This is a genomic window from Cobetia sp. 1CM21F (assembly GCF_023161745.1).
Lineage (GTDB): Bacteria > Pseudomonadota > Gammaproteobacteria > Pseudomonadales > Halomonadaceae > Cobetia > Cobetia amphilecti.
The window spans coordinates 40,622-56,881 of sequence record NZ_JALNTQ010000001.1 but is presented as its reverse complement, the minus strand read 5'-3'; the positions used below and the strand labels follow the sequence as shown (position 1 = coordinate 56,881).

General features: G+C 64.6%; 11 protein-coding genes and 1 other RNA gene. All 12 read right to left on the bottom strand.

All coding sequences use genetic code 11. From position 1 onward, the window contains the following. Window positions 1-247: 247 nt before the first annotated feature. The 12 genes from MSG32_RS00180 to MSG32_RS00125 all read right to left on the bottom strand — a co-directional run bounded on the left by MSG32_RS00180 (window position 248) and on the right by MSG32_RS00125 (window position 16,145). Window positions 248-2,875, bottom strand: coding sequence for a YbeU/YbeR family protein (locus tag MSG32_RS00180; protein ID WP_248376852.1), 2,628 nt, complete (start codon window positions 2,873-2,875; stop codon window positions 248-250). A gap of 241 nt (window positions 2,876-3,116) precedes the next feature. Further along, a complete protein-coding gene (locus tag MSG32_RS00175) occupies window positions 3,117-6,200 on the bottom strand; it encodes an efflux RND transporter permease subunit (RefSeq protein WP_248376851.1) in 3,084 nt (1,027 codons plus the stop codon). A 3-nt stretch (window positions 6,201-6,203) separates the two neighbouring features. Next, complete coding sequence (locus MSG32_RS00170) at window positions 6,204-7,436, bottom strand: efflux RND transporter periplasmic adaptor subunit (protein ID WP_248376850.1); 1,233 nt, start codon at window positions 7,434-7,436, stop codon at window positions 6,204-6,206. An 84-nt stretch (window positions 7,437-7,520) separates the two neighbouring features. Then, window positions 7,521-8,147 carry a TetR/AcrR family transcriptional regulator gene (locus MSG32_RS00165; RefSeq protein ID WP_248376849.1) on the bottom strand — a complete coding sequence of 209 codons (627 nt, stop codon included), beginning with the start codon at window positions 8,145-8,147 and terminating at the stop codon, window positions 7,521-7,523. 352 nt (window positions 8,148-8,499) lie between these two features. After that, the gene (locus tag MSG32_RS00160; protein WP_054555633.1) at window positions 8,500-8,979 is read right to left on the bottom strand and encodes a YcgN family cysteine cluster protein; all 480 of its coding nucleotides are present in this window, start codon (window positions 8,977-8,979) and stop codon (window positions 8,500-8,502) included. Between the two features lie 69 nt (window positions 8,980-9,048). Beyond that, window positions 9,049-9,405 (bottom strand): YcgL domain-containing protein, encoded by a 357-nt coding sequence (locus tag MSG32_RS00155; protein WP_348983945.1) that lies wholly within the window; start codon window positions 9,403-9,405, stop codon window positions 9,049-9,051. A gap of 116 nt (window positions 9,406-9,521) precedes the next feature. After that, window positions 9,522-10,703 (bottom strand): ribonuclease D, encoded by a 1,182-nt coding sequence (rnd, locus tag MSG32_RS00150; protein ID WP_131432637.1) that lies wholly within the window; start codon window positions 10,701-10,703, stop codon window positions 9,522-9,524. 223 nt (window positions 10,704-10,926) lie between these two features. Further along, window positions 10,927-11,553 (bottom strand): recombination mediator RecR, encoded by a 627-nt coding sequence (gene recR / locus MSG32_RS00145; protein WP_248376848.1) that lies wholly within the window; start codon window positions 11,551-11,553, stop codon window positions 10,927-10,929. After that, complete coding sequence (locus MSG32_RS00140) at window positions 11,553-11,885, bottom strand: YbaB/EbfC family nucleoid-associated protein (protein ID WP_043333871.1); 333 nt, start codon at window positions 11,883-11,885, stop codon at window positions 11,553-11,555. The genes recR and MSG32_RS00140 overlap by 1 nt, the downstream gene beginning before the upstream one ends. 181 nt (window positions 11,886-12,066) lie before the next feature. Next, a complete protein-coding gene (dnaX, locus tag MSG32_RS00135; RefSeq protein WP_248376847.1) occupies window positions 12,067-14,325 on the bottom strand; it encodes a DNA polymerase III subunit gamma/tau in 2,259 nt (752 codons plus the stop codon). 430 nt (window positions 14,326-14,755) lie between these two features. Beyond that, an RNA gene (gene ffs / locus MSG32_RS00130) (signal recognition particle sRNA small type) lies at window positions 14,756-14,852 on the bottom strand. A gap of 129 nt (window positions 14,853-14,981) precedes the next feature. Then, a complete protein-coding gene (locus MSG32_RS00125) occupies window positions 14,982-16,145 on the bottom strand; it encodes an AbrB family transcriptional regulator (protein WP_348983944.1) in 1,164 nt (387 codons plus the stop codon). Window positions 16,146-16,260 lie beyond the last annotated feature (115 nt).

Here is a 16,260-nt window from a genome sequence, read left to right as displayed (position 1 = left end):
ATAACCATTGATGCATGACGATGATCGTTGATCGATCAGGGGTAACACGGCGACTATCTGACAAGGTGGGCCGGATCAGGCAGCAGCACACATTGCAACACGATGACGACAGTCAGATGACAAACTCGAGTCGTTCGCAGGATAGTAGTTCATGTTTCCGCAAACCGTATGCCATTGCCGCACAAGTTAGACCAAAGCATCAGAGAAAGTGCCCCCTGCCGCTCACCCAACCTGAATTGAATCCCGCTCAGTGCAACGTTCGAGCGTCTCCGCTCAGCACATCCAGATGCAACGCCGGCCAATGCCCCGGGCGCGCGCCCGGGAAATCAAGACTCGACCAGGCACCGGCCAGCGGTGGCGCTGCCGTCAACCACTGGATGAGCGCATCGCGGAAGCCGCGCAGGAAGCTGTCACGCTGGTCGGTGTCGCCCATGAAGAAGGCATAGCCGGCGAACAGCCCACGGGCATATTCCTTCCAGCTGCCGTAGTGGTCGCGCGCCATCGCATAGGCGCTGTCCAGATAGGCGGTGAAGGTCGCATCGTCCAGCCAGCCCAGCTGGCGCCCGGCAATCGCGAGGTCCACCATCTGGGCGATGTCCCACGCCGCCATATCCAGCTCGTTGCAGCGCGCCTCGTTGTCCCTGACGCGACGCAGACGGTCCAGATGCACCTGCTCATCATCGCCGCGCTCGGCGCTTTCCAGCACGTCGATCTCATTGTCGAGGCGGGCGCGATTGAGGGTGTAGGGGCCGTAATTGATCTGGTATTCGTCCCGATCACCGGCATCGCGCAGGAAGTCGAGGAAGCCCTTGAGCGCCTCCGCATTGGCGAGGCCGTAATGGCCTTCGAGCCAGCCGCTGAGTTCCTCGACGCCCCGCCCATACTCGACCATCGGCTCGCCCCAGCACGGCGTATTGAGCGGACCGCTCAGCGCCAGCGCCGTGAAGCGATCCAGACTCGGGCGCAGCCCCGGCTCCTGCCAGTCGCTGGCACGCCAGTCGAGCCAATGGAACAGGCTGCCAGGGTCATCGAGATGCCAGCGGATCTCGTTGACCAGCGGATGATCCTCGAGTTCCGGTACCGCGGATTCCCATACCGCCCAGGCTTCCAGCAGACGCATGGCGTCCGGATAGTAGCGGCACAGGGCACTGCGCAGACGCTCGGCGCACTGGGCCAGCTCATCGGCCGGGAAATCACCGCTGTCCTTCACCATCAGCAGATAGAAGGCGTACTTCTCGGCCATCACCACACTGGCGGGATAGCGATGACAGACGGCCAGACGCTGACGGCGTTCCAGCTCGACGGCATCGGCACGCCCGAAGGGCGTCTGGGCGTCGGGCAAGGCGCCACGCGCGGCATCGGCGGCCAGCTGATTGAGATGATGCGCCTGCGCCGGCAGCCAGAAGCGCGCCATGCCCTGCACGCCATCGCGGGTGTCCAGCGCCAGTGTCTCGTTGAGATATTGGCGTGCCTCTTCGCGGCGCGCCGTATCGACCTCGGCGACAAGGCCCTGACGATAGAGCAGGTCCGGCTCGCGGATACTGGCGATGGCCAGCACCCAGTGGCGGCTGTCATTGCGCCAGGCGCGAATCGCCGCACGGCAGCGCTCACGCTGGGCGGCAGGCAGCAGCGCATGCAGCTCGCAACGCAGCGGCGTCAGCGGCGACGCCATCAGCGGACGCCAGTCACTCTCGGTGTCGCGGGTCAGATCGACACCCTCGAACAGACTGCGACCGCGCTGATAGGCGCGGGCCACGCCCTGCCAGTCGGCATAGCGGCGCACCAGCAGGTCGATGCCGTGGGCGGCGAAGTCCTCGCCCTCCTCACGACTCAGCCAGCCGGCACATAGCCCGGCGAAGGCGAGATCGACCAGACGCAGCCAGTCCCAGGCGGCGAATTCCAACGGCTCGCCACGATCGAGATACTGCAGCAGCAGCTCGCCATAGGCCGTCGGTGACGGGGGCTTTTCCAGCCCGCCATCGGCGACGTCGATGCTGGAGGAGGCATGCGCGGGGGCGCCCTTGCGCCCTTCCGTCTTGCGTTCGGCCTCTTCCTGAGCCGCATCCGCTTCCAGCTCATCCAGCCACTTGGCACGCTCGCTGTCGCTGGCCGTCATCAGGCGTGCGCTGTCGATGTCCCAGCCATAGCGATGCCCCTGCGAGGCCAGCCACAGCAGCAGTCGAATCAGCTCATCACGCCCGGTGATCGCCCAGGTCTCGGCCAGCCAGCGCGTGACGTCCGGCCAGTGCGCCGCGGCGTCAAAACCGCTGGCACCGTCCTCGTGCGGGCCGCTGTCATCGGTGGTCAATGTCTGACCGCCGAGCCACGGCGAGAAGATGGCGCGCGCCATCCAGACCCGGTCGCGCTCGCCCTGAGGCCAGAGCTCAGTAACCGCCACCGGAGGCTGTGCCTCCAGCGCCTCCTGCAGACGCGGCCAGGTGACGCCGGCGTCTTCGTGCTCCAACTGGGACAGCGCGAGGCTGGCCTCGAAGAAGCCATCATCGCCTCGCGTCCAGCCCGCATCGCTGCGCGAATGGGCCAGGGCCTTGAGCCAGTCATCCAGCGAGGTGAAACGCCCGCCGATCGCCGTGAGCAGGCGTATCAGCCAGGCACGCGTGCGCGTCTCTGACAGCCAGCCGGCGGTACGTGCCAGCGCCAGCAATTCCAACGCCTCCAGCTGGTGCAGCGGGTCCGGGGTGTCATTGGGGAAGGCCTCCAGCAGACGCCATCCCAACTCGCCCGCATCCGGGACTTCCTGGGCCTTCAGACGCGCGCACGCCTGGGCCGGTGTCCACACCGTTTCCGGCGCTGCACTGAAACCCCAACCGCACAACACCAGCTGTTGCCCCCACCAGGCACTCAGGGGTTCGACCAAGGCACACCTCACGACTCGATAGGATTCGACTGACGCAACACTTGCGACCGGGCAACTCGCAACCGGCGGCGCATAGTGTAACGGAAAGGGGCTTGCGGCGATGCCCCTCACGCAGGATAGCGAGCACGAACCACACCATGACGCCCGATGACAAAGGCACTGTCATCGGGCGTCATGGTGTGGGTGGCCGCGACTGCGCAGACCAAGATTACCGCATTCTCATCACATCAGGATCATCACATCAGGATGTCTTCATGGAGTTGTTGCCGGTCGGGATGCGGAAGAAGGCGCAGTACGCCACCGGCAGCACCACCAGCGTCAGCAGGGTCGCCACGCCCAGCCCGAACACGATCACCACCGCCATGCTCGAGAAGAAGGCATCCGGGAACAGCGGAATCATGCCCAGCATGGTGGTGATGGCCGCCATCGACACCGGCCGCACACGACTGACGGCCGCCTGCACCACCGCCTGGAAGCGATCCTCCTGCTCATCGAGCTGCACGTTGATCTCCTCCACCAGCACGATGGCGTTCTTGAGCACCATGCCGATCAGACTCAAGGTGCCGAGCAGCGCCATGAAGGTGAACGGCGCGCCGAACACGATCAGGCCACTGACGATACCGATCAGCGTCAGCGGCACGATGGACCAGATGGCCAGCGCCTGACGTAGGTTGGAGAACAGCAGCACCGTGATCACGAACATGCCCAGCAGCCCCATCGGCAGCGAGGAGAACAGCGCCTCCTGAGCCTCGGATGAGGTTTCGTACTCGCCGCCCCACTCCAGGTGATAGCCCTCGGGCAGCTCGATGGCCTCGATCTTGGGACGGATACGCCCCAGCACGCTGGCGGCCGTTTCGCCGGACAGCGGCATCGGCTCGGCGTACACCGCCAGCATGCGCTGACGGTCGCGACGCTTGATCAGCGGGTCGCGCAGCTCGGTCTCGAGCGGCCCCATCACCGAGCCCGCCGGCACGTAGGTTTCCTGCTCATCGCTCCAGACGTTGAGGCTCGCCAGGGTGTCGAGGTCGAAGCGCTGACGCTCTTCACCGCGCAGCAGAATCGGGATCAGCTCGGAGCCTTCGCGATAGACACCGACGCTCTCGCCGTCGCTGTTGATCAGCAGCGCCTGATGCAGCGAGTCACGCGTCACACCGACACGCCGCGCCTGATCATCCAGGAATTCGGGCTCGATGCGATTGACGCGATTGCGCCATGACAGACGAATGCTGTCGGCCAGCGGCTCCTCCTCGAAGACGCTACGCACCTTGCCCGCCAGCTGACGCAGCACTGCGGGGTCTTCGCCGTAGAGGCGCGCCTCGAGACTCGCCTTGGCCGAGGGCCCGACCTGCAACGCCTGGACCTTGTATTCGACTTCGGGATACTCGGCGCGCACCAGGCGTATCACCTCCTCCATGCGCGCTTCGCGACTGGCACGGTCCTGGGTCTCGACGATCAGCTGCCCGAAGCTGGCATAGCTGTCTTCCGGCGAGTAGGTCAGCGTGAAGCGCTGGGCGCCCCCGCCGGTGACGCTGGTGACATGATTGACCTTGTCCATCTTGAGCACCTGCTGCTCAAGATCCGCGATGCGCGCTTCCGTCGCCAGCACATCGGTGCCTTCCGGCATCCAGACATCGACGAAGAACAGCGGTGTCGAGGCATCCGGGAAGAAGGCATTCTTGACCTGCCCGAAGCTCATCACGGCCGCCACCAGCAACGCCACCGCGCCCCCCAGGGTCAGCCAGCGCAGGCGAATCGCCCAGCTCAGCAGGCTGCGGAAGCCACGGAAGATGACGCCACGATAGGGGTCTTCCTCCTGATTCTTATCCGTGTCGCTGCCTGCCGTCTCGCGCGCTTCGCGGAAGAACATGTCGAAGAAGAACGGTGTCAGCGTCAGGGCGGTGATCCAGCTCAACAGCAACGAGTAGCACAGCACCCAGAACAATGACCCGACGAACTCGCCGGTGGCATCCGGCGACAGACCGATGGGCGCGAAGGCGGTGATCGCGATCACCGTGGCCCCCAGCAGCGGCATGCGATTCTGGTTGACGACCTCGAAGGCGGCCTGGCGCTTGGTCTTGCCGCGCTTGAGACCGATCAACATGCCCTCGGTGACCACGATGGCGTTATCCACCAGCATGCCCAGCGCGATGATCAAGGCCCCCAGCGAGATCTTCTGCAGCTCGATGCCATGAACCGACATCATCACGAAGGTGCCGAGAATGGTGATCAACAGCACCAGCCCCATCAGCACGCCGCTCTTGACGCCCATGAATACCAGCAGCACCAGAATCACGATGCCGACGGCCTCGGCCAGATTGATCAAGAAGCCGGACACCGCCTCATCCACCACCTGGGGCTGGTGATAGACCGTGGTCAGCTCCATGCCCAGCGGCATGCGCGACTCAAGCTCGCCAAGACGCTTGTCGACCAGCGCACCGACCTCGACCACATTGACGCCAGAGGCGAACGAGATGCCCAGCGACAGCGCCGTCTCACCATCGGTGTGATAGAGGCGCGACGGCGATTCGGTGTACTCGCGGCTGACCGAGGCGATATCGCCGAGACGAATCAGGCCACCATTGCCGGGACGACCGACCACCAGACGCTCCAGGTCCTGCACGCTCTGGAACTCGCCACTTGGCTGCAGTTCCAGCGACAGGCCGTTCTGACGGATCCGCCCGGCGTCGCCGACCACGTTCTGGGCATTGAGCAGGTTGGCGAGCTGATCCGGCGAGATGTTCAGCGCCTGCATGCGATCACGATCCAGCGCGACGATGACCTGCTCGCTGCGCGCGCCGACGATGGAGACCTTCTTGACCCCCTCCACCAGCGTCAGCTCGCGCTGCAGGAAGTCGGCCTGGTCCTCGAGGTCATGCGCCGAATAGCCCTTGCCGCTCAGGTTGTAGAGCAGCCCGAACACATCGCCGAAGTCATCATTGACGATCGAGGAGCCACTGCCGGGCGGCAGGCTCGACTGGGCGTCATTGATCTTGCGGCGCAGCAGATCCCAGTACTGCTGCATCTCGCCTTCGCGCACGCTGCTCTCGAGCTCCAGCGTGATCTGGGAAAGACCGGAGCTGTTGACCGAGCTGACGCGCTTGAGATTGGGAATCTGCTGGATCGCCTTCTCCAGCGGCAGCGTGACTTCCTCTTCCACCTGCTTGGGCGTCGCGCCCGGGTACTGGGTAATCACCACCGCGTTGCGGATGGTGAACTCGGGAAATTCCAGCTGGCCGAGGCCGAAGAAGGAGGTCACGCCACCCACCGACAGCAGCAGCACGACCATCCAGCTGATGACCTTGTGTCTCAGGAAATAATCGACCATGGATCAGAGCCCCGCTTCCTTGACCCAGGGACGCACAGGCTCCCCGGCTTCCATGCGACTGGCGCCCGCCGTGACCAGACGGTCACCGGCACTCAGTTCTCCCGTGATCACCAGCCCTTCGCCGGTGGCCTGCAGTACCGTGACCGGCACGGCCTCGACGGTGCCCTGGGCGCCAGCTTCCTGCTGCTTGCCCTCGCTCTTGCCGGCGTCCTCGTTGATCGTTTCGCTCACCTGAGCGTCACCGCCCTTGGGCACATAGCGCCACACCACGGCCTGGTTCGGGCTTTCCTCCTGAGTGACCACCGCCTCGATCGGCACGCGCCACTGGCCCTGGGTCGCCGCCGTCAGCTGCTGCATGTCCAGCTCCACGGTGGCGCTCATGCCTGACAGCACGGTGATGTCCTGCGGCTCCGGCAGCGTCAGGGTGACTTCATAGCTCAGCGAGCCCTCGCTGGCGCTGGTGTCGTGCTCCTTGTAACGGGCCGGATAGCGCGACTCGCCACTGCCGAAGCGCACCCAGGCCAGGGCGGCATCCTCAAGGCGCCCGGCCTCGGCACGCTCACGATCGATGGCGCGCACCTGACGCTCCGGCATGTTGAAGATCACGTCGATCTGCCCCGGCTGCTGCAGCACGGCGATGGTTTCCTGGGCGGCGACCACCTGATAGTTGTCCACCGGCACGCGCGCGATCACCCCGTCATAGGGCGCCTTGAGATAGGTGTAGCTGAGCTGGTCCTGCGCCTGGGAATACTGGGCCTGCGCTGACTGGAATTCGGCCTGCGCCTCATCGAAGCGCGCCCGACTGATGGCGCCCTTCTCCACCGAGTACTTCATGCGCTTGTAGGTCGCCTGCGCCAGATTGAAGCTGGAGCGGGCATTGTTGAGCTCGCTTCTGGCATCGCGATCATCCAGACGCGCGATCAGCTCGCCCTTCTCGACCTCCTGACCGGCCTGGACCTTGAGTTCGCGCAGCTCACCGCCGATACGGAACGACAGGTTGGAGCGCTCCGAGGCCTCGACCACACCGGGGTAGCGCTGGATGACACCGCCACCTTCATCCGACAGCGACAGCAACTTGACCGGATGCACCTTCTGCTTCTCCAGCGGTGCCTCTTCCTCGCTGCAGGCCGCAAGCCCGAGGGCCAGCACGAGTCCGGCGAACAGCTGAAGGACGCGGCCTCCCCGCCAGGCGAAAGGAGTACGCAGGTGTGGCTTGGCACCAGGTCGAAGTTTCATCAGCGGGCCCTTGAGTCGTTGGAATAAAATGGCACAAGCGAAAATCTGTCATCTGTCCGGCGTGCGCTGCAGGGCTAGTCGCCCTCACTGGCGAAGCGCGATCGCGTCCCAGGCCATCTCGAAGGCCTGGTCGAAGCTGGCATCACTGATGGCCGGCAACTGGCAACTGGAGCCCTGCAGCAGGCTGTAGATCGACCGGAACATGAACACCTCGATGAGGGCGAGATCGATCTGCTTGAGAATGCCGGACTGCTGGCCCAGCGCGAAGGCGTCCAGCAAGGGCGCGGCGCGCTCCTGATTGGCCACCCTCAGGGCGTCCTGCATATGGGAAGAGTGCAGAAACTGATCGTGAAAGAGGAACAACGCAGGCTGACGGCGCCCCAGCGCCACCAGGGCATTCCACACCCGACACAGTGCCGACTTCAGCTGCTGGGCGGCCGGCGACAGCGGTGACGGCTCGGCCTCGAGCGCCTCTGCCGGCTCGGCCTGGAAGGCCTCGATGGCGACCGCGATGATGCGCCGGCTGACCTCACGAAAGGTCGCCTCCAGCAGGTCATCCTTGTCGCGGTAGTAGAGATAGAGCGTGCCGGGCGACATGCCGGCGGCACGCGCGATGCGCGCCACGGAGGTCACGGCAAAACCATGCTCGGCCACCTCATGCAGCGTGGCTTCCAGCAACGCCTGCTGCTTGTGTTCATCACGATGGCGCATGGCCCGTCTGCCTCTGGTCTGTTCTGGTCTTGAGCGAATCCCCACAAAATAAATGAACGTTCATTTATTTACAACCAGACATTGCGCGGCCGAGTGCGTGCACCCGCCTCGGCCATGCAAATCAGCTCATGCAAATCAGCTTATGCAAATTATCGTATCTAGCAGATCAAGCCGTGACTGAGGGTCAGAGGCGTCAAATACAAGGCCACTGAATGCCTGACTCGAAATGCCTGACTCGAAATGTCAGGCACGGAATGCCAGATACAGAATGTCAGAAACAAGAAAGCGCAGCTCATTGAGCTGCGCTTTCTAAAGGCATCCACCTGAAATTGACTCGCGCCCGCGGCACGCCTCAGCTCTCGGGATCGATGATCGCGATGATGTGGTCTTCCAGGTCCTGCTGGCGCACCGATACCTCGGAGACGGCAAAGCGTGACACCGAGACCCCGGCGCGCTTGACGCTCTTGGCATCCCCGGTCAACAGCGGGTGCCATTCGGGCAGCTCACGGCCTTCATTCAGGCGACGATAGCCGCAGGTTTCCGGCAACCAGCGCAACTTGCCCACCGTCTCGACATCCAGCGGGATGCAGCCCGGCACGCGCGTGGCGCGATTGGGATAATCGCGGCAGCTGACCTTGCGCACATCCAGCAGACGACAGGCGACATCGAGTACCGCGATATCGCCACTGTCTTCATCCTCGAACTTGAGCAGGCAGCATTGGCCACAGCCATCGCACAGCGCCTCCCACTCGGCGGTATTCAGCTCCGAGAGTGCGTGGCGCTCCCAGAAACGCTCACGCTTTCCGCCGTCAGGCTGCGGAACATCGCTCATCTTGCTCTCCTCGCCCTGCCGGGCAGCAGGGTCGTTTCATCAGTACGGTCTTGTCTGCCGGACAGGGCGTCAGTAATGCGTTTCCGGCGGCGTCACGCCAATCTCCTTGAGGAGATTTTCCTTGGCCGGCGGCATCTGCAGATAGAAGCCTTGCTCGCGAATCTTCTCGAGCACCGTGGTGCTGGCAACGCGCGCCAGCGGCTTGTCGGCACGAATCAGCAGTGTCATCAAAGGTGTCGGCGTGCCGAAGATGCCCAGCAGGGATTCCGGCACATCCTTGAGTCCACGCGCCTTCTCGACGTAGAGATACATCTCGTCCTTCCTGGCGCTCTTGTAGATCTCGCAGATCATCTTGTCGTCTGTCATCGGGCTACCCATCATCTTGCAGCGCTTGTGCGCATCAGCGAGCTCTCGCGTCACGGGCATGACCCGAGAGCTCACTACCGGTTTCTGGCCTGTTTCTGACCTGTATTGCTGGCAGGCCAGGCTGCGCGAGCCTCGCGCATGCCCCCTTGCAGTCTGGCCCACGAAAGCGGCGAGCGTCAGCTCTCGAGCGCCTTGGCCAGGCGCGCGGCCAGCAGCTCACCACGCCAGCCCTGCGGCAAGGGCAGCGGCTCGCCCTCGTAATCGGCGATCACCAGCGCTTCCATGTCACGGCGCTTGCCGAGAATCTCAGGCTTCAGCTGCTGTGCCTCCGCCACCGCATTGACCTCACGCTTGAGGCGCTTCATGCAGTTCTTCCACTCCGGCGCCAACGGCGACGGCGGCACGCGCGGCAGCTGACTGTCATCGATCATCGCCACGTCCTTGAGCAGCGTCAGCACGGTGTCCCCGTGGCGCTTGATCTGCGGCGGATGCATGCCATCGACCTTGGCCAGCTCGAAGCGATTGGTCGGCAGTCGCTCGCAGATCCCGAACAGCTGCGCATCGGCCAGCAGGCGTGAACGCGGCACGTCGCGCAGACGAATCTGCTCCTCGCGCCAGTCACACAGCACCTGCCAGGCGGCCAGGCCACGCGGCGAGAGCTTCCACAGGCTGCGATGACGCTTCCAGTACTCCGGGTCCGGCGTGGCACCGCCGCTGCTGCCCGGGTCCCGGCAATCCTCTTCAAGCCACGCCATGCGGTCCAGCTCGAGCAATGCATCACGCTGCTCGGACCACACCTGCGGCAGGAACAGCACGTCCAGCGCGGCGTAATCGCACTGCGCCTGACTCAAGGGGCGCTTGAGCCAGTTGGAACGCGTCTCTTCCTTGGGCACGGTGACGCCCACCACGCGCTCGACCAGACGCTGATAGCCCATCGAGGCTTCGCCGCCGGTCAGGCCTTCGGCGATCTGGGTGTCGATCAGCGGCGTCGGCGCCACGCCCGCCCAGCGCAGGAAGACTTCCATGTCCTCGCCACAGGCGTGCAGCAGCTTGAGCGGACCCTCTGCCCCCAGCAGACGCTTGAGCGCCTCGCTGGCCGGCACCACGGTGGGGTCGATCAGGAAGATGCGCGGCGTCTTGCCGTCCGCACCGGGCAGCTCGCCGTCACGGGCGGCCATCAGCTGCACCAGTGCCGGAATCGGGAAGAAGGTCGACTCGCGGATGAATTCGGTGTCCAACGCCAGCCAATCGGCGCCTTCCAGTTCTGCACAGGCAGCGGCCAGCGCCTCGGGGGTCTCGACCCAGACGGCCTCGAAATCGAGTTCTGACAGCAGTGCGGTGGCGGGTTGATCACTCATCAGCAAGGAAATCTCGTGGTGACAGGCTTGCCCGGGCAAGCGGAAATTGAAGGTGACGGGCACTCGCCAGACACCGGGCGGTAAACGACCGCGGGCGTGGTGGTTCCTGACCACCACGCCCGCAGACGTGCTGCTGTAGTTGCTTTGATACCGAAGCTGCTTTGCTACCGAAGTTGCCTTGATGCCGGTGCCAGTGCCGAACAGCGTCGGCACCGGTATCGCATCAGATCTCGCCGAGGGTGAACGGCAGACGGCCGCTGAAAGCACGACTGAGCGTGCCGCCATCGACGTATTCAAGCTCCCCGCCCATCGGCACGCCATAGGCCAGACGCGTCAGCTTGAGCGGCTGCCCATCGTGCTGCACATCGCGAAGCTGCTCGGCGATGTAATGTGCGGTGGCCTCGCCCTCGACCGTCGGGTTTGTGGCCAGCACCAGCTCCTCGATCTGGCTCTCGCGGACGCGGGTTTCCAGCGCATCCAGCCCGATATCCTCGGGCCCGATACCATCCAGCGGCGACAGATGGCCGTGCAGCACGAAATAGCGCCCCACATAGCCACCCGCGCCCTCGATGGCGAGCTGGTCGGCGGGCGATTCCACCACGCACAGCACGCGCTCATCACGCCGCGGACTCAGGCACAGCTGACAGACCTCTTCCTCGGTCAGCGTGCGACAGCGCGCGCAATAACCGACGCGCTCCAGCGCCTCGTCCAGCACGCCGACCAGACGGTCGGCGCCCATGCGATCACGCTCCAGCAGATGCAGCGCCATGCGCTGTGCCGTTCGCGGGCCAACGCCCGGCAGCACGCGCAAGGCATCCAGCAACTGATCTACCAGCGGCGAAAATCCCATCAGAACGGCATCTTGAAGCCGGCCGGAAGGTTCATGCCAGCAGTCGCCTCTTCCATCTGCTTCTTGGAATTGACTTCGACCTTGCGCACCGCGTCATTGACGGCGGCCGCCAGCAGATCTTCCAGCAGCTCCTTGTCTTCTTCCATCAGGCTCGGGTCGATCTCGACGCGCGCGACGTCATGACGACCGTTCATGGTGACCTTGACCATGCCCGCGCCGGATTCGCCCTGGACTTCCGCCTTGGCGGCTTCTTCCTGGACCTTCTGCATGCGCTCCTGCATTTCCTGCGCCTGCTTCATGATGTTACCCATACCGCCTTTTCCACCGAACATGGCTCACCTCATCAATAACGTGTTGAACATGACCTAACGATAAATGCTGTCTGGCGGACGTGCCATGTCGTGGCACCTCCGGCCTGTGGTGTGCGTGCCTTGTCGGCACACGCACCGCGAATCCGGGAAAGCATCAGCGATGCCTGGCACCGCCGACGCTCGGTCGAAACTGCCCAGAGCGTCAGAAATCGTCCGGCTCGAAGGAGTTGACGCTTTCCTCGATCAGACGTGCGCCCAGCTGTTGCTCCATGGACTGGATATGCGGGTCAGCACGCAAGGCTTCAACCGCGCGCACATGACGTTCGCCCAGCAGACGAATGCGACGACTGTGCGGCGTTTCCAGACCTTCCGGCAGCGGCGCGACGCTGATCTCCAGCACACGCTCCACGCCCTGGCCCGCCAGCGCCTTGCGAATGCGCTCCTGATGGACTTCGGCCATCATCGCCGACTGAGCGGGGTCCAGCCTCAACTTGAGGTGGGTGCCGTCATCGTGCTCGACCAGGCAATGCGCGCCGATATTGCGCGTGATGCCGCCCAGCCCCAGTGAGGGGAACAGCTCCAGCCACGCCGCATGATTCAAGCGACCATCGGTACTCGGGGCGCTCGGCGCAGTCGCAGGCGTGGGTGCCGGCGCCGGTGCGGGAGCAGGCTCCGGCAGCGGTTGCGCTGCCACGGACGCGACAGGCTCAGACACGACAGGCTCAGGCGACGGCGATACAGCGGGCTCGGGCTGTGCTGGTGCTGACGTTTCAGCTTCAGCGGCTTCCGGCGCTGCTGGTACGGCTTCAGCGGGCTGCGGCGCTGCCATTTCAGCGGGCTGCGGAGCCGATGACTCAGCAGCCTCTGGCTGCGCCGACGCGGAACCGAAGGCGGCACTCAGGCGTGACATCGCCGAACTGGGCGCAGCGGGCGCCTGTGCGGGAGCTGCCGTCTGTTCTGGCGCTGGCGCCGACACTGGCGCGGCCGCTGGCTGGGGCACGTCTTGCGCTACGTCGCGAAAGCCGGCATCCCGGGCGTCCTGCGAAGCGTCCTCCGTCGCCCACGGGGGCGGCTCGTCGGCCATCGGCGGATGTGCTTCGGTCGCTGGCGCGGCCACTGGTGCGGCAGGCTGAGGCGCGGGTGCCATCGGGGCTGCCGGTGCTTGCTGAGGCTGAGCCTGCTGGACAGGTGCCTGCTGAACCGGAGCTTCTTGAACAGGAGCCTGCTGAGCCGGAGCTTGCTGAACAGAAGCCTGCTGAACAGAAGCCTGTTGAACAGAAGCCTGTTGAACAGGCGCTTGCGGGACAGGCGCCGGAGCTTGAGCGCTATCCGCCTGGCCGGTCATCGGCAGCGGCGTCTGCGCCGGGCGCGGCACGCCTTGCGGGCGGAAGGCCAGCATGCGCAGCAGCGTCATTTCCAGCGCGGTGCGCGCATCCGGGGCGTTGGCCATGTCGCCACGCCCCTGCAGGGCGATCTGGTAATAGAGCTGCACGTCTTCGCCGGTGAAGCGGCTGGCCAGCGCCAGCAACGCATCACGGTCACCATGCCCGTTGTCCAGTGCGCTCGGTACCATCTGCGCGATCGCCAGACGGTGGAAGACGGAGGCCATGTCATCCAGCACCCCGCCGTAGTCCGGCCCCTGCTCAGCCAGTGTCGCCACCTCCGCCAGCAGACTCGCGGCGTCCAGCGAGGCCAGACACTCCAGCAACGCCAGCACGTGGCGGTGATCCAGCGTGCCGAGCATGGCGGCGACATCTTCGCGCCGCACCTGACCATGGCCGAAGGCGATCGCCTGATCGGTCAGACTCATGGCGTCACGCATCGAGCCATCGGCAGCCTTGCCGAGCAGCCACAGCGCGTCTTCCTCGAAGCTGACTTCCTCGCGGGCGAGAATGTCGGACAGGTGCTCGACCACGCGCACCGGCGGCATGTTCTTGAGCGTGAACTGCAGGCAGCGCGACAGGATGGTGACCGGCAGCTTCTGCGGATCAGTGGTCGCGAGCAGGAACTTCACGTGGGGCGGCGGCTCTTCCAGCGTCTTGAGCAGCGCATTGAAACTGTGGGTCGACAGCATGTGCACCTCATCGATGAGGTACACCTTGTAGCGGCCCTGGGTCGGCGCGTACTGGACGTTGTCCAGCAGCTCACGCGTATCCTCGACCTTGGTCCGCGAGGCGGCGTCGACTTCGATCAGGTCGACGAAGCGGCCCTCATCGATCTCGCGACAGGTGCCACAAACGCCACACGGCCTGGAGCTGACGCCCTCTTCACAGTTCAGGCACTTGGCCAGGATGCGCGCCAGCGTCGTCTTGCCGACACCGCGGGTCCCGGTGAACAGATAGGCATGGTGCAGGCGCCCCTGATCGAGGGCATTGACCAGCGCACGGCTGACATGCTCCTGACCGATCAGTTCGTGAAAATTGCGCGGGCGCCACTTGCGCGCCAATACCTGATAGCTCATTGAGCGGGGCATTCCTTGGGCGATCTGAAACATGAGCTGAAACCTGCACGACCCGGCTGGGCTTTACCCCCGACGGTCGACAGACGGAGACCGATGACGAGGCCTCGCTGAGAATGCGCTCATTCTAGCGACTTGCCGTGTGGCTTCAAAGCACGATGCCACTTGCGCAGCAGGATTGAGGGCACGAGGCCGGATGACAGGCGTGGTGCTCGTCCCGAATTGCGGGCACGACGAAACGCCAAGCGGGGCTCGGGACAGGCAGGAGATGACAGATTCAGACAGCGAGGGTGTGGCGAAAGGCTTCAGGCAACGTAAAGCGAAGGGCTTGCAGGGGGGGCTTGCGAGGACTTGAGATAGAGCCTTGCGCAGCAGGCGGGATGATGCGGACATTTCACGAGCAGCCACTTTCAGGGCCCTGAAATGGAGGCGGCCCCATCAGCCACATCCCGGCACACGCGTCAGCCACTACCGTTGCTCCCTTCCGGGCCTGGCGGGGTTTGCAGCCTAGCATTGCGGGAGGACCGACAGGGCCACCACAAATATGATCATTCGGTGAACCACCGAGCCAATCGCTTGAACTTCAAGCACTTGGCGTGATCAAGGCGCACACTATAACAGCGCATCGCCGCCCTCACAAGGGGAGATCACGCCGTGGGCTATTGCGTCGCCTCACGCGCTCGGCGGTGACGGAAATGACGCGCCATCACCGGTAGCAACAGCATCAGGACGATCAGGCGCAGAAGGTGATGAAAGGCGACGAAGATCGGGTCGAGATCGAGCGCCACCGCCAATAGCGCCATCTCGCCGATACCGCCGGGTGCCAGGGCGAGAAAGGCCACGTCACGCGGCACGCCCATCAGCTGATGGATCAGCTCGGCAAAGCAGCCCAGCACCGACAGCGAGATCAGGGTCGCCACGCCCGACTGGCCCATCACCCCGACCAGCACCCGCGGCGTAAGGCCCTTGAAGCGCGCCCCGATGGCGCAGCCCAGCACCAGCTGCATGACATCGGTGCCCCATACCGGTGGCGAGAAACGCACCACGTCGCCAAGCGACAGCACCAGCGCCAGCAACAGCGGCGCCAGCAGCGAGGCATTGGGAATGCGCAGTCGCCTGGCCAGGGGCAGCAGAATCGGCAGCACCGCGATCAGCCACAGGCCGCTTACCGCCACATCGCTGCCGATGCCGGGCGTGCCCGCCGCGCCTTCCAGCACCCAATAGAGCGGCGGCAGAATCATGATCACCAGCAGCACCCGCAACGATTGCGCCACCGCGATGCGCTGCGGATCGCCACCGATGCGCTCGCCGATCACCACCATCGCCGTCAGCGCACCAGGCACCGAGGAGAACCACGCACTGGTGGCGTCAAAACCACAGCGGCGATACCAGGCGGCGCAGGCCAGCGTCGAGGCCCATACCCCCGCCAGCAACAGCAATGCCGACAACCACCAGCTGGAGAGGTGCGAGACCAGCTCCGGCGAGACGCGCGCGCCCAGCGTCAGACCCAGCACCCCCAGAAACAGATTGCGCATCCGGTCCGGCACACCAAGCTTCAGCCCGGCCATCGCGCCCAGCAGATTGGCGACCAGCGGCCCCAGCATCCACGCCAGCGGCATGCCGGTGAGCTGGAACAGCCAACCGCCCACCCCCCCCAGCGCCAGCGAGGTCAGCAGCGGCCTGAGCGGCGCGTCAGCCTTGAGCGAGGTGGCAGCCTTGAGCGACATGACAGCCCTGAGCGACATGACAGCCGTAAGCCAATGGGCTGGCGAGAGACGAGAGGCGCGCGCCTTGAGGCGCTGCAATAGCGGAACGGATGGCATGCTGGCTTCCTTGTCAGCGACACGAAACAGGCCACCAATGATACGCTGGCGCAAGCGCCATTGGCTGCCTGTTTGAGGCAATATTGCGCCTTCAAGCGGCCATTGCAGGTCGCAG